The organism is Salinicola sp. MIT1003, from assembly GCF_001858555.1.
GTDB lineage: Bacteria > Pseudomonadota > Gammaproteobacteria > Pseudomonadales > Halomonadaceae > Salinicola > Salinicola salarius.
Map to the genome: position 1 here is coordinate 165228 of NZ_MCAP01000057.1, position 17055 is coordinate 182282.

Below are 17055 nucleotides of genomic sequence, written 5' to 3' on the forward strand. Positions count from 1 at the left end.
TGGCTCGTGATGGGTGGCGGATGACGTCGAGCGATGACTCGGTCTGCGGTCAGGCGCCGCGCGGACGCAGGTGCGCCAGCAAGCGTTTTTCCAGTTTTCGGAACACGAACATGATGCCGAAGGTCAGGCAGAGATAGATCAGTGCGACGAAGATGAAGGCATCGAACGGCGCGTAGAAGCGGGCGTAGACATAGTAGGCCGCCCCGGTCAGATCCATGATCGTCACCACGCTGGCCACGGCGCTGGCATGCAGCATGAAGATCACCTCGTTGCCGTAAGCCGGCAGGGCACGGCGAAAGGCGCTGGGCAGAATGATGCGGCGCATCATCAACTTGCGCGACATGCCGTAGGCGCGGGCCGCCTCGATCTCGCCCTTGGCGGTGTTCTTGATCGCGCCGTGGAAGATCTCGGTGGTGTAGGCCGCCGTGTTGAGCGTGAATGCGATCAGCGCCGGGAAGAACGCCTGCTTGAAAACTACCCAGAAGATACTGTCCTGGATGCCTTCGAAGAAGACCACGCCGTAGTAGACCAGATAGAGCTGGATCAGCAGCGGCGTGCCCCGGAAGACATAGGTGTAGGCGTAGATCGGCAGCTTGATCCAGCGTCGCTTCGAACCGCGGCCGATGGCCAGCGGCACCGCCAGGATCACGCCGATCAGCAGCGACAGGAAGACCAGCTGTACCGTGGTGACGAGCCCGTCCCAGTAGAAGCCCAGCGTATTGGCGGTGAAGATCGCGTTGTTGGACAACAGGTCGGTGAACCAGCCGTTCAATTGTTCCATTCGCTGGACTCCCCGAAGCCGGTGTTGTAGCGCTTGGTCAATTTGGCGAAGCCCCACTCGGACAACGTCGCGATCAGCAGGTAGATCATCGCCACCGGAATCATGAACAGAAACGGCTCATGGGTTGCCTTGGTGGCTTCGGCAGCGACACGGACCATGTCGGTCAGGCCGATGATCGAGACCAGCGCGGTAGTCTTGAGCAGCACCATCCAGTTGTTGCCGATACCCGGCAGGGCATGACGCATCATCAGCGGAAAGCGAACGCGTCTGAACGCGAGCAGGGGGCTCATGCCGTAGGCGCGCGCGGCCTCCATCTGTCCCTCTTCCACTGCCTGAAAGGCGCCGCGGAAGGTTTCGCCCATGTAGGCACCGAAGATCAGGCCGATGGTGATGACGCCCGCGACGAAGGCATTGATGTTGACGAAGATATCGATGTCGAAGGCGTAATAGAGCTGATCGGTAAGCATGTTGATACCGATCTGGCCGCCGTAGAACAGCAGCATCATCAGCACCAGATCCGGCACGCCCCGCACCAGGGTGGTGTAGAGCGTACCGATACCGTGGATCAGCCGATTGCGCGACAGCTTGGCGCTGGCAGTCAGCAATCCCAGGATGACTGCCAGTATCAGCGATAGCACGGCCAGTTCGATGGTGACCATGGCCCCCTCGAGCAGCCGCGGGCCGTAGCCTTGCAGGTCGATCATGATGGAGTCCGCCTCAGTGCTTGGGCGCCAGGAACTGGCGCAGGCGCTCGGAGCGCGGGTTGTCGAGGACGTCGGCCGGCGTACCGGACTCTTCGACCACGCCCTGGTGCAGGTAGATCACCTGGCTGGAAACGTCCCGGGCAAAGGCGATCTCGTGGGTCACCAGGATCATGGTGCGACCTTCGTCGGCGAGGCCCCGCATGACCTGGAGCACATCGCCGACCAGTTCCGGATCGAGCGCCGAGGTCGGTTCGTCGAACAGCATCACTTCCGGATCCATCGCCAGGGCGCGGGCGATGGCACCGCGCTGTTGCTGGCCGCCGGACATCTGGGTCGGAAAGTAGTCGGCACGATCGAGCAGGCCGACCCGATCGAGCAGGGCGCGGGCTTCGTCGATCGCCTGCTTTCTGGGCTTGCCGAGTACGTGAACCGGCGCTTCGATGACGTTCTCGAGCAGCGTCATGTGCGACCAGAGATTGAAATTCTGGAACACCATCGACAGCTTGGCGCGAATCCGCTCGACCTGCTTCCAGTCGGCCGGCTCGCGGCCGTGTTTGGTCGCGCGAAAGTCGATCGTTTCGTTGTGAACGATCAGCTCGCCTTCGTCGGGCTGTTCCAGCAGGTTCATGCAGCGAAGAAAGGTACTCTTCCCGGAACCGGAAGCACCGATCAGGGTGATGACGTCACCCTTGTGCGCCTGGAGAGAAATCCCCTTGAGCACCTCATGATCGCCGAAGCGCTTCTTGATGCCCTTCGCTTCCAGGGGGATGGGGGTCGCGGCCATGATGTTGTCCACCGAGTGGGTTGGCTGGCGGGAAGCGGCACGGCGTCAGATGGCCCGTCTTGCTGTCGATCGTGCCATCGTCGGATGGCATGGGCGACGCCGACTCCCCGGCGAAAAATGCGGCGATTCTAGCAGTTTCGCCGTTAGGTTCCAGACAACGCCTGCTCGGAGCGAGGGCGCGATGCGGCAAAAACCGGGTAAGCGAGCGGTAACTCATTGTTCATTTTGGGAAAACTCCTGGTAAGTGTTGTCGTTGTTGGTGGAATCAAAATCGCTGCGAACTGAGTCCAAGGTCGTTGTGGTCGAGCCCCGAGACGTCGTGGTCGAATCTCGGGGACGTAGCCGAGGGACGCAAAAGCACTACGACGAGCCGGGGGGCACGCAGGGGCGGACCAGCAAGGCCGCGCGCGCATTCAGCTCGACCTGGGCGTTGGGGAAGACCACCGACAGCGGTGCCTCTTGCACGGTAAAGGCCCCGGTCGCGTCGTCCTCGGTCAGCGTCTCGCCGATCGCGAATTCGGTGAAGTTGGCGACGTCTTCGGCAAAGGTGAGCCGGAAGGATTCGCTCGTGCGCATCAGCTCGAAAGCGACCTGGAAGAAGCGCAGGCCATCCAGACTGTCGGCCGAAAACGGGCGGCCTTCCGCGAGGGCGGCGAGCCAGGCCCGCATGCCGCCTAGGGCGTCGAGATCGTTTTCACCGAAGGGGCGCACCTTGCCGAGCTCCAGCGTATAGGCTTCGGCCGCGTGATAGTGACGCGAATAGTGGGAAAAGGTCCAGCTGTGCTGATGCTGCAGCAGCACGGCCTGCATGCCGGCCGCGGCCAGTCCCGGCCAACGGGACTCGGGCTGCGTCTCCGTATAGGGGACGACGGCGAAGCGCGGGTAACGACTGTCGCGAATGGCGGTATGCAGATCGAGATGCAGCGGTTGGTCGGGATGTTTCACGAAGAACTCATCGACTGCGCGCATCAGCTCGCGCGCTCGCTGGGGCTCGTCGCCCGTCTGATCGAGATCGCGCCTGAACAGGCGGTTGAGATTGGTGGTGACGAAACGGGTCCGGGCGCGGATCGAGGGGATGTTGCCGAGAATGACCAGCAACGGCGCGCCCAGCGTGAGGCGGCCGACCTCGAGCGCCGCAAGCAGTTCGCCGACCAGCTCGATCGGCGCCGTCTCGTTGCCGTGAATGCCGGCGGAAACCACTACGCTACGGGCATCCGGCGCGGCGGTATCCGGCGTCAGCTCGAGGATGCCCTCGCCGAGGATTCGATAGCGCCCGCCGGGCAGGCGGCCTTGTTCTGCTGCGTTGCGGTCGGTGGAACCCGAGGCGCCGTCGCCCGGCTTCGATGCCTCGTCCAGTGTCGCCGAGAGCCACTTATCCAGCATGGCGCGACAGTCCAGCATGGCGCGCTCGCCACGGCGTAAGCATTCGAAGGGTGTCGGGCGGGGCGGGTATCGAGATCGGCACGGACATGGGCAGGATAGGCTCTCTCGCCAGCTTCGGCTGTTATCACGGTGAGATCAGCTTACCCCGTTCGCGATCTCCGGCAAGCCGCCGCGTCGATACGCTGAAAAAACGCGGCTCGATCATGAAAGCGCGGTTCTTGATAGTCTGGGCTGGAAAGCCCTCGTTCTCGTCGTCGCGCTGCCACGCTCCTGCAATGGAATCCGGAAGGCCCGCTTGCCGCGTGCCGTTCCGGATTCGTGTCCTGCGTCGCCAGACCGCACTCAGACCGCACTCAGGCCGCGCCCAGGCTACGCCCAGGTCTTCTACGCCAGGCTACGCCCAAGTCTACGCCAGACGCCGGTCGGGTCTTATACCAGCCCTCGGGTTCCGGTGTAGAGGGCGTAGATCGAACGGCTGGCGGTCATCAACAGCCGGTTGCGATGCTCGCCGACGAAGCAGAGGTTGGCGCAAACCTCCGGCAGCAGGATCCGGCCGATCCGGTCCCCGTTCGGGGCGAAGATCGATACGCCGTCATGCCCTTTGCCGCCGGATGTCGCCGCCCACAGGTTGTCGTCCTGGTCCAGCGTGATGCCATCGTAGGTTTCCGTATCCTGGCTCGATACCACGGTTTCGCGGCCGCTGAGCGACTGGCCATCCTGGGAGATCGCCCAGCGCGACACCGTTGCCGGTCGGTCGGGGAAGTGGGAGGGCGCGGTGTCGCTGACGTAGAGGCGGCGCTTGTCGCCGGACAGGGCGATGCCGTTGGGTTTGCCCAGCTCGTCGGTCAGCAGCCTGGGCGTGTCCATGGTGTCGTCGATGTAATAGACCGCCGGCTTGAGCGCCAGCGGACGCTTCTCGCCTTCATAATCAACGTGGGCACCGTAGCCGGGATCGGTGAAGATCACGCCATCGTTGTCCAGAATCACCAGGTCGTTGGGGGCATTCAGCGGCTTGCCCTGAAAGCGGCTGGCCAGCACCGTGGTGGTGCCATCCCATTCGTAACGCACGACCCGCGCCGGTGAATGCTCGCAGGCGACGAGGCGACCCTGATGGTCGAAGGCGTTGCCGTTGGAGTGGCCGACGCCTTCGCGCAGCACGCTGACCTGGCCGGTCACTTCATCCCAGCGCATCTGCCGGGCGCGGGGGATATCGCTGAACACGGCATAACGCCCCACGGCGTTCCAGGCCGGGCCTTCCAGCCACAGCCCGTCCGACCAGTGGCGTTCGAGCGGGGAGTTGAAGAGGTAGTAGGGCTTGAAGCGATCGTCCAGCACCTGCCACGCCGCGTCCGGGTAGCGGGCGGGCGGTGCGCCGGTCGTCTGGGCCAGCAGGCCGGGGGAAAAGGCGAGGGAGGCACCGAGCAGCGCCGAGTTGCGCAACAGCTGTCGACGATCGAGGGTCATTGGCAGGCTCCAGGTCGGAAGGATGACTTCCACTATAGGACGTCAGCCGGATGAGGCGAGAAAGAGACCTTCGAACGTCGACCAAAGCATGAGCGTCGAGGCGGATGCGCCTCAAGGTGGTGGCTTCGGAACGGATCAGCCGGGCGCTTCGCCGACATTCCCGGTTCGCTGGCAGGCTTGCGCATCCTGCGAGACCTGGATCAGCTCGTCGACCGGGAACTCCAGCTCGCGCGCCCGGGATACCAGGTCAGTGTAGGTGGAGGCATCCAGGGTCGGGTCCCGCGAAAGTATCCACAGGTAGTCTCGGTCCGGGCCGGCGACGAGGGCATGTTGATAACTGTCATCCAGCGCCAGCACGCTGTAGCCGGCATAGAACGGGCCGAAGAAGCTGACCTTGAGATGGCCGACATCGGGGTCGCCGACGAAACTGGCCCGACCCTCGGCGCTTTCCCAGCGCTGTTCGGCCGGATCGTAACCACGATTGATGACCCGGATACCGCCATCGTCACGGCGGCTGTATTCCGCCGTGACGCATTCGAGACCTTCCTCGAAGCCGTGATCGAGTCGAGCGATCTCGTACCACTGGCCCAGGTAGTGATCGATTCGGAAGTCGCTGACCGGCTGGGTGCCTTCGGGCACGCCCGTGCAACCGGCCAGCAACGTGAACGGCGCCAGCCAGGTCAGGCGCGGGTAATGCGGGAGTCTCGACGGCAACAACATGAAGGTCCTTCCTTTTTCGGCTGTTGCTGAGAGTTTCCCGATGAGAAAAAGTTGCATTTGCTGCCAGGATGACAGCGTCACGGCTTTCAAGTCTTGTCACGCGGTGGCGTCGGTCGAATCAGGATCTCGTTGACATCGACGCGTTCCGGCTGGCTCAGCGCATAGAGCACGGCGTTGGCGATATCCTGATCCTGGAGCGCCTGCTCGGGCGGCGAGTCGAAGAACGGGGTGTCCACCATGCCGGGTTCGATCAGGGTGACGCGAATCCCCGAACCGCGCAGTTCTTCTCTGAGATTGTGACCGATGCCGGTGACCGCCCACTTGGTGGCGCTGTACATCGAGCCGGCGATGGTGGTGCGGCCGGCGGCCGAGCCCGTCAGTAGCACGTGACCATGGCTCTCGCGCAAGGCCGGCAGCGCTGCCTGGATCGATAGGCCGACGCCGTAGACGTTGGTCAGTATCATCGACTTCCACACATCGGCATCCGCGCCGCTGAAGCCACCGGGCGTGCCGCCCATGCCGGCATTGGCGAAAAGTCCGTCGAGGCGGCCGAAACGGGAAAGGGTCTGTTCGACGACCCGGTGCTGATCCTCGGCGGAGGTGACATCGCAGCTCAGCGCCAGGGCGCGCTCCTCGCCGAGAGAAGCCACCAGGGCCTCGAGCTTGTCCGTTCTGCGCGCTGCCAGCGCGACGCGATATCCCGCCTCGACCGCCAGCCTGGCGGTCGCCGCGCCGATACCGCTCGAGGCGCCCGTGATCAAAATGACCTTGTCGTGAGACATCGTCGAATCCTTTCGTCCTGATCGAGAAGGACCGCCCACCGATGGCCGCGGGCGGTCGCGTGAGGTTGGTTGAGACAGAGTAATTGAGACAGATTGGCTGAGACAGGTTGGTCGAAATAGGGTAGTCGAGACAGACCGATCGAGACAGACCGGCCGCGCCGTCAGCTGGCTTCGCGGCTTTCCATTTCCTGGCGATAGGTCTTGGCCAGGGAGGCCTTTTCCGAATCCCCCAGGGCGCGCCCCGCCAGTTGGAAGACTTCCTGCTCTTCCTCGTCGAGATGATGCGTGACCAGGTGCTGCAGCTTCTTGGCGCTGGCCAGCCAGCCGGGAGAGTCGTACTCGGTCTCTTCCAGCGTCTCCAGCAGCTCGTCGATCTCGTGATGCTCGGCAACGCTGTGGCGCGCTTTCTCCTGCGTCATGTCGTGCTCCATCATCGGAATGTAGAGCGCGCGCTCTTCCGCTGCGGCGTGGTTCTCCAGTTCGGCACGCAGACGCTTGAACAGGTCGTCGCGGCCTTCACTGTCGCCATGGGTCTTGACCAGCAGGTCGAGCAGACGGCGCTGCTTGTCGTGGCTTGCACGGAGGTCTTCGAAAAGCGTCATGGTTCTCATCCTTGTGTCACGATCCTGTTAGCGTGGGCGAATGAACGTTGCATTAGCCTGGGTAAAGGTTAGGCGATATAAGCGGCGTCTGCTAAATCCGCTCGTATGTCGTCGCGCTCGCCCTTTTGCCGCTGCGCGACGAGAACCTGCGGCTTAAGTCGGATGTCATTGTCCCGCCAATTGTGGTTACTTGCGTCAATAATATTATCAATAATTATGGCGACGAGGATGACATGGCTAACGACTCTCAGGACGACAACCAGCAGGGCAAGCAACACGATGGCACGGACGACGGACGGCAGACGGGGCTCAATCAGGGGCTGGTGAACTACGGCGATGCCGGCTTCTCGCTATTCCTGCGCAAGGCGTTCATCAAGGGCGCGGGCTACAGCGACGATGCGCTCAATCGTACCATCGTCGGTATCGTCAACACCGGCAGCGGTTACAACCCTTGCCACGGCAACATGCCGCAGCTGATCGAGGCAGTGAAGCGCGGGGTGATGCTGGAAGGCGGGTTGCCGATCGAATTCCCCACCATCTCGATCGCCGAGAGCTTCTCCACGCCGACGAGCATGTACCTGCGCAATCTGATGTCGATGGATACGGAGGAGATGATCCGCGCCCAGCCGATGGACTCGGTGGTGCTCATCGGCGGATGCGACAAGACGGTGCCTGCCCAGCTGATGGGCGCGGCCTCCGCCAACCTGCCCATGCTCGAGCTGGTGACCGGCGCCATGCTGACTAGCGGTCACCGTGGCGTCCGGGTGGGGGCGTGCACCGACTGTCGTCGCTACTGGGGTATGTATCGCGGCCAGGAGGTCGACGACCAGGAGATCGAGGAGGTCAACGCCAAGCTGGTGGGCAGCGTCGGTACCTGTTCGGTGATGGGGACGGCCAGCACCATGGCGTGTATCAGCGAAGCGCTAGGTATCGCGTTGCCGGGCAGCGCCTCGCCGCCGGCGGTGACCGCGGATCGCATGCGCGTCGCCGAGGCGACGGGGCGTCAGGCCGTGATCAACGCGCGGGCAGGCGTGACCCCGGACAAGATCCTGACCGAGAAGGCATTCGAGAATGCCTTGCGGGTGCTGCTGGCGATCGGCGGCTCGACCAATGGCATCATCCATCTGACTGCCATCGCCGGGCGCATGGGTATCGACATCGATCTGGCCGCCTTCGATCGCATGAGCCGCGAGACGCCGGTGCTGGTCGATCTCAAGCCTTCGGGTCAGCACTACATGGAAGACCTGCATCGTGCCGGCGGGCTGCCGACCGTGCTGCGCGAGCTGAAGCCGTTGCTGCACCTGGATGCCATGACCGTGACCGGGCGCACGCTGGGGGAGGAGATCGACGCGGTGCCGGTGTTCGAGCAGCAGGTCGTGCACCGCTTCGATTCGCCGCTCTATCACGCCGGCGGGATCGCGTTCGTGCGCGGCAATCTGGCCCCCGATGGCGCGATCATCAAGCAGTCGGCCGCGGATGCCCGTCTGATGGAGCATGAAGGGCGCGCCGTCGTGTTCGAGGACGCCGAAGACATGGCGGCACGGATCGACGACCCGGAGCTGGACGTGACGGCGGAGGACGTTCTCGTGCTCAAGCGGATCGGCCCCGTCGGGGCGCCGGGGATGCCCGAGGCGGGCTACCTGCCGATCCCGCGCAAGCTGGCGCGGCAAGGGGTGCGGGACATGCTGCGAATCTCGGACGGGCGCATGAGCGGCACGGCGGCGGGCTCCATTGTACTGCACGTGACGCCGGAAGCCGCCCTCGGCGGGCCGCTGGCGCTGGTCGAGAACGGCGACCGGATTCGCCTGAGCGTCAGCGAACGCCGGCTGGAACTGCTGGTCGACGACGAAGAGCTCGCCCGGCGCCGGGAAGGCTGGCGGCCGGTGGCGCTGACCGCCGAGCGCGGCTACCGCAAGCTGTTTCTCGAGCAGATTACCCAGGCGGACCAGGGCTGCGATTTCACCTTTCTGCGGCCGCCGAACATTCAGCGGCGCGTGCCGAAGTGACACCGGGCCGCTTCGCGGCCCCGTCGTGCCTATTGCCTGCGGTCATCGCGGCCGACTACCCGCCTCAGCCGCCTTCCCGGAGCCGGTAGAGGTGCAGGTAGCGCTCCTTGGACGGCTGCAGGTGCTGGTAGCAGAGGCGGTGTAGTTCGGTGCGGTCCTGCCGTTCGAGCGCGTCGATCATGGCGAGATGTTCGTCGCGGGCCAGCAGGATGGACTGGCGGTCGGTGGTGCCGATGAAACGGATGGCATGTGCCTTCTGGGCGAATTCGTTGATGGTGTCGGAGAGATACTCGTTGCCGCAGGCGGCGAACAGCGTGCGGTGAAAGGCGATGTTCTGATGGAATACCGCACGCAGATCGCCGCTCTCCACGGCTGCGCTGTGTCGCGACTGGATGGCGGTCAGCGCCTCGATCAGCGCGGGCGGCGCCGGCATCGGGATGCGATCCGCGGCGGCCTCCTCCAGCAGTTCGCGCATGACGTAGATCCCTTCCACCTCTTCCGGCGTATAGGATTTGACGAAAGCGCCGCGATTCTTGATGCGCTCCACCAGGCCGGCATTCTCGAGCTGAAACAGCGCCTGGCGCACCACGTGGCGCTTGCCGGCGAAGCGCTGCATCAGGTCTTCCTCGACCAGCCGCTCCTTCGGATGCACGCGATTGAGCACGATGTCCTCTTCGATGGCCGACACGATATCGGTCACGCTGGCCGTTTCGGCAACCGTCTCAGCTTGCTCGCCGACGAGGTATCGGTCCGTGTCGGCGCTGCTCGGTTTGGCGTTGTCCCGTTTTGGCATGAATGTGTTCCCGTCACGATGTAGTTCCCGTCATCCGGTTGGCCATTGTCTTCAGCAGGGCAGGCATGGAGCAAGCGCCGCCGCTGGTCAGTCCGCCGGTTGCAGAATCGATTCTGCCACGCCTGTTCGCCGGATGATGGCGATTTCGCGGCCTTTAGGACCATTTTGTACGCCGTTACTGCTTTAGTCTCTATTGGCGGTAATATTATTGACAATCTGATCGATAAATTAATACGTTCTCTTTGGCACGACAAGAGTAGGTAAGCCAAAGAGTAGGTAAGCCAAAGAGTAGGCAAGACAAGGCTAGGTACGACAACGACAAACAGACTCCGTCAGAGAGGAATCGATCATGCACGCCAAAGCCCTTCGCCACTGGCTGACGGCCACCGCCGTCGCCATCAGCCTGTCTCCCCTGGCGCAAGCCGCCGATTATGTGGGAGGCGATGAAGTCACCGTTCTGCAAGGATTCAAGCCGGGAGGCGGGAGTGATGCCCTGGCTCAGCTGGTGCAGCCGCGCCTGAGCGAGATCCTCGGCGTCGATTTCGTCAACGAATACATGCCCGGCGCCACCGGGGCCGTCGCCTGGACGCGGCTGGCCAAGCAGTCGCCCAACGATGGCAGCATCATCAGCATCACCAACACGCCGATGCTGATGACCAACTACATCATGAACGACGCCATCACCTACAACACCGACGAGATGACGCCGATCGCCAACGTGGTGACCGATCCGGGCATCGTCGTCGTCAATGCCGACAGCCCCTACCAGACCATCGAGGATCTCTTCGAAGCCGCCGAGCAGAGCCCGGGTACGGTGACCATCGGCAATTCCGGCGTCGGTGGTGACGATTTCTTCACTACCATCCTGCTCGAGCAGGCCAAGGGTCTCTCCTTCAAGAAGGTGCCTTTCCAGGGCGATGGCCCGTCCGCGACAGCGGCCATGGGCGGCAAGATCGATGCCAGCTTCAACAACGTGGGCAACGTCTACGGCCAGATCGAGTCCGGCAACCTTCGGGCGCTGGCGGTGTTCGCCGAGAAGCGGCTGCCCAGCCTGCCGGACGTGCCCACCATGAAGGAGAAGGGGGTCGACGTGGTGGCGGGTTCCTCGCGGGGTTACAGCGCGCCGGCGGGCATTCCGGATGAGGCCCGCCAGCAGCTGATCGAGGCATTCGAGACGCTGGCGCAGGAGCCCGACTTCCAGGCCCAGGCGGAAAAGCGCGCCATGAACCTCGATGTCGTCACTGGCGATGACTACCGCGCCATGATCGACCAGATGGAGAGCGATTACCGCGACATCTGGGAATCGGTCAAGGACGAGGTCGGCCGCTGAGTGGCCGATCGATACCCGACGAGGAGGACGCCATGAACGTCAGTCGTTTGCTGCTGGGAGTGTTTGGCATCGTCGTGGCCGGCGTCTTCTTCTTCGACGCCAGCGATTACCCCCGCGCCGCCGCCCAGATGCCGATGATCTACGCAGTCGCCGTCGGGCTGCTGTCGCTGGCGATGGTGGCCAGCGAACTGCGGCTGCAGCGTCGCGCGCCGGCCACTGGCGGCACCGCCGCCGAGCCAGCCGGCCGGGAAGCGGACGAGGCATCACCGGCGCCCAAGCGCTGGGGGGCGGTCGTCGCCATCTTCCTGCTGGCGGTGGGGTATGTCGCGTCGATGACGACGCTCGGCTACGTGCTGGCCACGGCACTGTTCATGATCCTGGCGCTGGCGATCCTGCGCACCGTGAAGTGGACCTTCGCGCTGATCGCCGGTGCGATCCTGATCGCCATGGTGTGCCTGGTGTTCGTGCAGTTCCTGGGTCTGCCGATCCCGCTGCTGCCGAGCTTTCTTTGAGTCTTCGCCAGCACTGGTAAGCCCTCGCCAGCACTGGCGGCCACGACGCTCGGTTCGAGCGCAGGAGAGTAGACGCGCATGGATTCCTCTTTGGTAATGATCGGGCTGACCAATGTGCTCAGCTTCAACAACATTGCCTGCATTCTCGGCGGCACGCTGCTGGGGCTGTTCGTCGGGGCGATGCCGGGGCTGTCGGCGACGATGGCGCTGGCGCTGCTGTTGCCGCTGACGTTCAGCTTCGACCCGGCGACCGGGCTGAGCATGCTGGCTTCGCTCTACGTGGGGGCGTCCTACGGCGGCTCCATCGCCGCGATTCTGCTGCGTACTCCCGGCACGCCCTCGGCGGCGGCGACCGTTCTCGACGGCTTCCCGCTCTCGCAGCAGGGCAAGGCGGGCCAGGCGCTGGGGGTCTCGCTGTTCGCCTCGTTCTTCGGCGGGCTGATGAGCGGCATCGCGCTGCTGACGGCGGCACCGCTGCTCGGCACGCTGGTGCTCGAGTTCGGTCCGGTCGAGCTGTTCGCCATCGCTGTGCTGGGCATCACCATCATCGGTTCGCTGGCGCAGGGATCGGTGATCAGCGGTCTGCTTTCCGGCGGGCTGGGGCTGCTGCTCAGCACCGTGGGGATGGATCTGACCACCGGCACGCCACGCATGACCTTCGATCAGATCAACCTGTTCGCCGGGATCGATTTCACGGTGGCGCTGATCGGGCTGTTCTCGGTGCCCCAGGCGCTGACGCTGATCGAGAACTCCCATCGCGGCAACAAGGTGGCGAGCCGTATCACCGACCGCTTGATGCCACGTTGGAGCACCATCAGGCAGCTGATGCCCAATATCCTGCGTTCCAGCGGCATCGGCATCGTCGTGGGGCTGATCCCCGGCACCGGTGGCGATACCGCCAGCTGGTTCGCCTACAACGAGGCCAAGCGCTTCGCCAAGGACAAGAGCCGCTTCGGCAAGGGAGAGATCGCCGGCGTTGCCGCGCCGGAGGCCGCCAACAATGCGGTCGTCGGCGGTGCGTTGATTCCCACCATCGCCCTCGGGATTCCGGGGAGCTCTTCCACGGCGATCCTGCTGGGCGCGCTGATGGTGCAGGGCATCCTGCCCGGCCCCAATCTGCTCACCGATTACGGCGATGTCACCTACACCCTGATCTGGGCAGTAATTCTCGCCAACATCGCCCTGCTGGTGGTGGGGCTGGCGTTTACCAAGATGAGCGTCTCGGTGACCAAGATCCCCGACGGCTTCATCGCCTGCGCGATTCTGACGCTCTGCATCATCGGCGCCTTCGCGATCAATAACAGCCTGTTCGATGTCGGGCTGATGCTGGGCTTCGGGTTGTTCGGCTACTGGATGAGCAAGGCCGGCGTCTCCCCGGCGCCGATGGTGATCGGCCTGATCCTGGGGCCGGTGATGGAGACCAGCTTCCAGCAGTCGATGCTGATCGGCAACGACAGCTTCGGCGTTTTCCTGGAAAGCCCGATTGCCACCGTGCTGCTGATCCTGGCGCTGCTTTCGATCCTGCAGGCGACCCCGTTCTTCCGCTGGCTGCGTCTGCCGCTCAAGCGCCGCCTGAAACAGAGTTGATTCAGGACGCATGTATTCAAGACGCGTGGATTGATCACACCCGGGTTAGCCCCCTTTCTGGAGAGATGAACGATGACGAGAATTACCGATGTGCAGGCGCGAACGGTCAACGTCGCGCTGGATAATCCGACCAGCTTTTCCAACCGGCAGGTGCTCAAGCGCGACTACGCGCTGGTCAAGGTGACCGGCGACGACGGTATCAGCGGTATTGGCTTCTGCTACGGCGGCAACAACGCCGGCCATCTGGTGACGCAGGCGGTACGCGACCTGCTCAAGCCGGTGCTGATGGGGCAGGACGCGCATCGCGTCGAGGGGCTGTGGCAAGAGATGTACCAGGAAGGGCTGCTGCATGGCCGCACCGGCTCGGTGATGCGAGCGCTGAGTATCCTCGACGTGGCGCTGTGGGACCGCAACGCCCGCGCCGCCAACCTACCGCTCTACAAGTTTCTCGGCGCCAGCGACGAGCACAGCGTGGCGGCCTACGCCAGCGGCGGCTATTACCTCGACGGCAAGACGCCGGCCAGGCTGGCGGAAGAGATGACCGGCTACGTCGAGAAGGGCTTCAAGGCGGTCAAGATGAAGGTGGGGCGCGAAGATCTGGCCGGCGAAGAGGCACGGCTGGCGGCGGTTCGCGAGGCGATCGGCCCCGACGTGCTGTTGATGATGGACGCCAACAACGCCTGGCGCGATCTTCCTTCGGCCCTGGCGTTCGCGCGCATGGCCGAGCCCTATTCGCCCTATTGGATCGAGGAGCCGTTCAGCCCCGACGATATCGACAACCATCGTCGCCTGGCCGAGCGCACGCCGATCCCGGTGGCAACCGGCGAGATCGAAGCCGGTCGGTGGCGCTTCAAGGAACTGTTGGACAAGGAGGCGGCGATGATCCTGCAGACCGATGCGGCGGTCTGTGGCGGGGTGACGGAGTTCCGTCGTATCGCGGCCACGGCAGCCAGCTACGGCGTGGAGATCTGCCCGCACTGGTTCCACGATCTACACGTGCATCTGGTCGGTTCAACGCCGAATGCGCCTTTCGTCGAATTTTTCGCCGACGATCAAGTGCTTAACTTCCGTAGGCTGATCGATACGCAGTTGACCTTCAGTGACGGACGGCTGAATCTACCCCAGACGCCAGGATTGGGATTCGACTTCGACGAGGAGGCGCTGTCGCGCTACGCTGTCGAGCCCTGGTCCTGAGTCGATCGATAACTTGGATCGATTGATAGCTTGGTCGACTGCTTTCACATCCACCACCTGCCTGCCAGAGGTCCGTGCTCATGTCGTCGAATGCGCCCTGCGGTACCGTACTCTCTCCGGTCATCACGCCGTTCAATGATGATCTCTCTCCCGATGCCGCGCGCTTCGTCGAGCACTGCCGCTGGCTGATGGCCAACGATGTCGGGCTGGCCATCTTCGGCACCAACTCCGAGGCCAACTCGCTGTCGGTGCAGGAGCGTCTCGACCTGCTCGATCATCTGGTCGCGGCGGGGCTCGACACGAGCCGTCTGATGCCGGGTACCGGCTGCTGTTCGATACCCGATAGCGTGACCCTGACACGCCATGCCGTTAACCAGGGCGTGGGTGGCGTGCTGATGCTGCCGCCGTTCTACTACAAGGGCGTCTCGGAGGAGGGGCTGTTCCGGTTCTACAGCGAGGTGATCGAGCGGGTCGGCGACGAGCGGCTGCGGCTCTATCTCTACCATATTCCGCCGGTGGCGCAGGTGCCGATCGGACTGGGACTGATCGAGCGCCTGTTGAAGCGCTATCCCGAGGTCGTGGCAGGAATCAAGGACAGCTCCGGCGACTGGGCCAACACCCAGTCCGTCATCGACGCCTTCGGCGCGCAGGGGTTTCGCGTCTACGCGGGCAGCGAACGCTTCCTGCTGCCCACGCTGCGGGCCGGCGGCGCCGGGTGCATCAGCGCCACGGCCAACGTCAATCCCCGTGCGATTTCGGCGCTGGGTGCCAGCTGGCGCGAGGATGACGCCGACGCACGCCAGCAGGCGTTGAACGAGATTCGCGATATTTTCGAGAGCGTGCCGATGATTCCGGCGCTCAAGGCCGCCACCGCCCATTTCAGCGGCGATCCCGCCTGGGATCGCCTGCGGCCGCCACTGGTCTCGCTCGACGACGGCCAGCGCGACAGGCTGCTGACGACGCTGGCAGGGGTCGACTTCGTGATGCCGGGGCTGAAGGGATGACGGCTTGCCGGCATCGCTCGCCGACTTTTCTTGTAAAGCCTGACATCGCCGTAGGACTCTTTTCCCTTTTCCACGCGTAAGGATCATTCGTGACGCGCCAACAACGCCGCCTGTCCCGTATTCGCAACTTCCTGGATCTCGAACGCGCCGGCAAGCGCCATCTTCCCCGGCCGATCTACGGATACGTCGCCAACGCGGCGGAAGAGGGCAAGAGCCTGGCCGCCAACCGCGCGGCCTTCGATGACTACTGCTTCGTGCCGCGGGCGCTAAGGAATGTCTCCCGCGTCTCGCTCGAGACCGAACTGCTGGGCACGCGTTATGCCGCACCGTTCGGCATCGCCCCGATGGGGATCAGCGCGCTGTCGGCCTATCGCGGCGATCTGGCGCTGGCTCGCGCGGCGTCGCGGGCCGAGGTGCCGATGATCATGAGCGGGTCGTCGCTGATCCCGATGGAAGAAGTGGCGAAGATCGACGGCAGCGATTGGTTCCAGGCCTATCTGCCGGGGGACCGGCCCGGCATCGAGGCGCTGCTCGAGCGCATCGAGCGAGCGGGATTTCGTAACCTGGTCATCACCGTCGACTACGCGGTGCCGCCCAACCCCGACAACAACCGGCGCAGCGGCTTCTCGTCGCCGATTCGCCCCAGTGCCCGCCTGGCACTGGATGGGCTGCTCAAGCCCCGCTGGCTCTATGGCACCTTCTACAAGACGCTTCGCCACCACGGCATCCCCCACTTCGAGAACAACCACGCCACCCGAGGCATTCCGGTCATCTCGCGGAACGTCAATCGCGACTTCTCGGGACGCACCCATCTCGACTGGGACTATCTCGCACTGGTACGGGAACGCTGGCCGGGCAACCTGGTCGTCAAAGGCATCCTGCACCCCGAAGATGCGAAGCGCGCCAAGGATCACGGCGCCGATGGCATCATCGTCTCCAATCACGGCGGCAGGCAACTGGATGGCACGATCGCCCCGTTACGGGCACTGCCCGACGTCGTCGAGGCTGTCGGCGACTATCCCGTCATGATCGACAGCGGATTCCGGCGCGGTACCGATGTGCTGAAAGCGCTCGCGCTGGGCGCGCGATTCGTTTTCTTCGGCAGGCCTTTCAACTACGCGGCGGCCTACGCCGGGGAAGCGGGCGTCGAACACGCGATTCATCTGATGCGGGAGGAAATTGCGCGGGATATGGCACTTCTCGGCATCACGGAAATCCAGCAGATGGACAAGAGCCGGCTGCGGGAAGTTCGTTAGCCGGCAATGTAGAAAGATCGTCTTTGATTACTAAAAATCACAATAACGTTTAAAAACATTACTCTGCGGCAAATTCGGCGGTCTCAATGACCAAGTGCAACACGTGAGCCATCAGGTACGGTGTTGCCATGACTTACTGCTATCGCCATCTCT

At 63.7% G+C, this 17055-nt stretch carries 16 protein-coding genes; 7 read left to right on the forward strand and 9 right to left on the reverse strand.

Annotation, left to right across the window (positions count from 1 at the left end; translation table 11 throughout):
- Positions 1-49 precede the first annotated feature (49 nt).
- The 8 genes from BC443_RS15820 to BC443_RS15855 form a co-directional block, all read right to left on the reverse strand.
- Entirely contained in the window at positions 50-781 is a 732-nt protein-coding gene (locus BC443_RS15820; RefSeq protein WP_071232788.1) for an ABC transporter permease, read from the reverse strand.
- A complete protein-coding gene (locus tag BC443_RS15825) occupies positions 769-1485 on the reverse strand; it encodes an ABC transporter permease (RefSeq protein ID WP_071232789.1) in 717 nt (238 codons plus the stop codon). Before BC443_RS15825 ends, BC443_RS15820 begins: the two co-directional genes overlap by 13 nt.
- A gap of 13 nt (positions 1486-1498) precedes the next feature.
- Positions 1499-2269: an ATP-binding cassette domain-containing protein gene (locus tag BC443_RS15830; protein ID WP_071232790.1), complete on the reverse strand. Its 771-nt coding sequence runs from the start codon at positions 2267-2269 to the stop codon at positions 1499-1501.
- Between the two features lie 360 nt (positions 2270-2629).
- Positions 2630-3670, reverse strand: coding sequence for a succinylglutamate desuccinylase (locus BC443_RS15835; protein WP_247643306.1), 1041 nt, complete (start codon positions 3668-3670; stop codon positions 2630-2632).
- Between the two features lie 411 nt (positions 3671-4081).
- The gene (locus BC443_RS15840) at positions 4082-5116 is read right to left on the reverse strand and encodes an SMP-30/gluconolactonase/LRE family protein (protein ID WP_071232791.1); all 1035 of its coding nucleotides are present in this window, start codon (positions 5114-5116) and stop codon (positions 4082-4084) included.
- A 135-nt stretch (positions 5117-5251) separates the two neighbouring features.
- On the reverse strand, positions 5252-5836 hold the full coding sequence (locus BC443_RS15845) for a lipocalin family protein (protein ID WP_071232792.1): 585 nt from the start codon (positions 5834-5836) through the stop codon (positions 5252-5254).
- 86 nt (positions 5837-5922) lie between these two features.
- Entirely contained in the window at positions 5923-6618 is a 696-nt protein-coding gene (locus BC443_RS15850) for an SDR family oxidoreductase (RefSeq protein ID WP_071232793.1), read from the reverse strand.
- Between the two features lie 161 nt (positions 6619-6779).
- Positions 6780-7220, reverse strand: coding sequence for a hemerythrin domain-containing protein (locus BC443_RS15855; protein WP_071232794.1), 441 nt, complete (start codon positions 7218-7220; stop codon positions 6780-6782).
- Positions 7221-7453: 233 nt separating this feature from the next.
- Here BC443_RS15855 and BC443_RS15860 point away from each other — a divergent pair, with 233 nt between their 5' ends.
- A complete protein-coding gene (locus BC443_RS15860; protein ID WP_083387462.1) occupies positions 7454-9226 on the forward strand; it encodes an IlvD/Edd family dehydratase in 1773 nt (590 codons plus the stop codon).
- Positions 9227-9290: 64 nt separating this feature from the next.
- On the opposite strand, the gene BC443_RS15865 is transcribed toward BC443_RS15860, so the two are convergent.
- Complete coding sequence (locus BC443_RS15865; RefSeq protein ID WP_083387463.1) at positions 9291-10019, reverse strand: GntR family transcriptional regulator; 729 nt, start codon at positions 10017-10019, stop codon at positions 9291-9293.
- 349 nt (positions 10020-10368) lie between these two features.
- Here BC443_RS15865 and BC443_RS15870 point away from each other — a divergent pair, with 349 nt between their 5' ends.
- The 6 genes from BC443_RS15870 (at position 10369) to BC443_RS15895 (ending at position 16902) form a co-directional block, all read left to right on the forward strand.
- Positions 10369-11349, forward strand: coding sequence for a tripartite tricarboxylate transporter substrate binding protein (locus BC443_RS15870; RefSeq protein WP_083387464.1), 981 nt, complete (start codon positions 10369-10371; stop codon positions 11347-11349).
- A gap of 32 nt (positions 11350-11381) precedes the next feature.
- Positions 11382-11861 carry a tripartite tricarboxylate transporter TctB family protein gene (locus BC443_RS15875; RefSeq protein ID WP_071232795.1) on the forward strand — a complete coding sequence of 160 codons (480 nt, stop codon included), beginning with the start codon at positions 11382-11384 and terminating at the stop codon, positions 11859-11861.
- Between the two features lie 78 nt (positions 11862-11939).
- Positions 11940-13448 (forward strand): tripartite tricarboxylate transporter permease, encoded by a 1509-nt coding sequence (locus tag BC443_RS15880; protein ID WP_071232796.1) that lies wholly within the window; start codon positions 11940-11942, stop codon positions 13446-13448.
- 72 nt (positions 13449-13520) lie between these two features.
- Positions 13521-14642: a mandelate racemase/muconate lactonizing enzyme family protein gene (locus tag BC443_RS15885; RefSeq protein ID WP_071232797.1), complete on the forward strand. Its 1122-nt coding sequence runs from the start codon at positions 13521-13523 to the stop codon at positions 14640-14642.
- Positions 14643-14722: 80 nt separating this feature from the next.
- The gene (locus BC443_RS15890) at positions 14723-15646 is read left to right on the forward strand and encodes a dihydrodipicolinate synthase family protein (protein ID WP_071232798.1); all 924 of its coding nucleotides are present in this window, start codon (positions 14723-14725) and stop codon (positions 15644-15646) included.
- 89 nt (positions 15647-15735) lie between these two features.
- Positions 15736-16902: an alpha-hydroxy acid oxidase gene (locus tag BC443_RS15895; protein WP_071232799.1), complete on the forward strand. Its 1167-nt coding sequence runs from the start codon at positions 15736-15738 to the stop codon at positions 16900-16902.
- Positions 16903-17055 lie beyond the last annotated feature (153 nt).

Coding starts and splice junctions, on each gene's coding strand:
- BC443_RS15890 (WP_071232798.1), top strand. CDS start 14,723: ATGTCGTCGAATGCGCCCTGCGGTACCGTACTCTCTCCGGTCATCACG.
- BC443_RS15830 (WP_071232790.1), bottom strand. CDS start 2,269: ATGGCCGCGACCCCCATCCCCCTGGAAGCGAAGGGCATCAAGAAGCGC.
- BC443_RS15840 (WP_071232791.1), bottom strand. CDS start 5,116: ATGACCCTCGATCGTCGACAGCTGTTGCGCAACTCGGCGCTGCTCGGT.
- BC443_RS15870 (WP_083387464.1), top strand. CDS start 10,369: ATGCACGCCAAAGCCCTTCGCCACTGGCTGACGGCCACCGCCGTCGCC.
- BC443_RS15885 (WP_071232797.1), top strand. CDS start 13,521: ATGACGAGAATTACCGATGTGCAGGCGCGAACGGTCAACGTCGCGCTG.
- BC443_RS15860 (WP_083387462.1), top strand. CDS start 7,454: ATGGCTAACGACTCTCAGGACGACAACCAGCAGGGCAAGCAACACGAT.
- BC443_RS15865 (WP_083387463.1), bottom strand. CDS start 10,019: ATGCCAAAACGGGACAACGCCAAACCGAGCAGCGCCGACACGGACCGA.
- BC443_RS15825 (WP_071232789.1), bottom strand. CDS start 1,485: ATGATCGACCTGCAAGGCTACGGCCCGCGGCTGCTCGAGGGGGCCATG.
- BC443_RS15855 (WP_071232794.1), bottom strand. CDS start 7,220: ATGACGCTTTTCGAAGACCTCCGTGCAAGCCACGACAAGCAGCGCCGT.
- BC443_RS15850 (WP_071232793.1), bottom strand. CDS start 6,618: ATGTCTCACGACAAGGTCATTTTGATCACGGGCGCCTCGAGCGGTATC.
- BC443_RS15835 (WP_247643306.1), bottom strand. CDS start 3,670: ATGCTGGACTGTCGCGCCATGCTGGATAAGTGGCTCTCGGCGACACTG.
- BC443_RS15875 (WP_071232795.1), top strand. CDS start 11,382: ATGAACGTCAGTCGTTTGCTGCTGGGAGTGTTTGGCATCGTCGTGGCC.
- BC443_RS15880 (WP_071232796.1), top strand. CDS start 11,940: ATGGATTCCTCTTTGGTAATGATCGGGCTGACCAATGTGCTCAGCTTC.
- BC443_RS15820 (WP_071232788.1), bottom strand. CDS start 781: ATGGAACAATTGAACGGCTGGTTCACCGACCTGTTGTCCAACAACGCG.
- BC443_RS15845 (WP_071232792.1), bottom strand. CDS start 5,836: ATGTTGTTGCCGTCGAGACTCCCGCATTACCCGCGCCTGACCTGGCTG.